At 56.5% G+C, this 336-nt stretch carries 1 pseudogene; it reads left to right on the top strand.

Going from position 1 to position 336, the window contains the following annotated elements:
• A pseudogene (locus tag A3736_RS05845) lies at nucleotides 1–336 on the top strand (aminopeptidase); the annotation flags it as partial.

Genomic DNA, 336 nt, shown 5'->3' with positions numbered 1-336 from the left:
AACGGGCCGCGCACCAATCTCAACGACGATGGGACGCGCACCTATTCGCTGTCGGAAAAGATGTTCCTGCTCGGCGTCGTGATCCACGAAATCGGGCACATCTATTTCCCGATGACCGTCAATTCGGACGAGCGGCAGTGGACATGGATGGACGAGGGGATCAATTCCTTCCTCGATTCCATCGCTGGCTACGAATTCGATCCGACTTTGCCGTGGAGCGGCGGGATCCCGCGCGATGTGATTTCCTACATGATCTCGGACAATCAGGTGCCGATTATGACCCATTCGGATTCGGTGCTGAATATCGGCCCCAACGCCTATACCAAGCCGTCTGCC

The sequence above is a fragment of the Erythrobacter sp. HI0063 genome, assembly GCF_001635685.1.
Classification (GTDB): Bacteria; Pseudomonadota; Alphaproteobacteria; order Sphingomonadales; family Sphingomonadaceae; genus Qipengyuania.
This window is presented reverse-complemented; position numbering and strand designations above follow the sequence as displayed.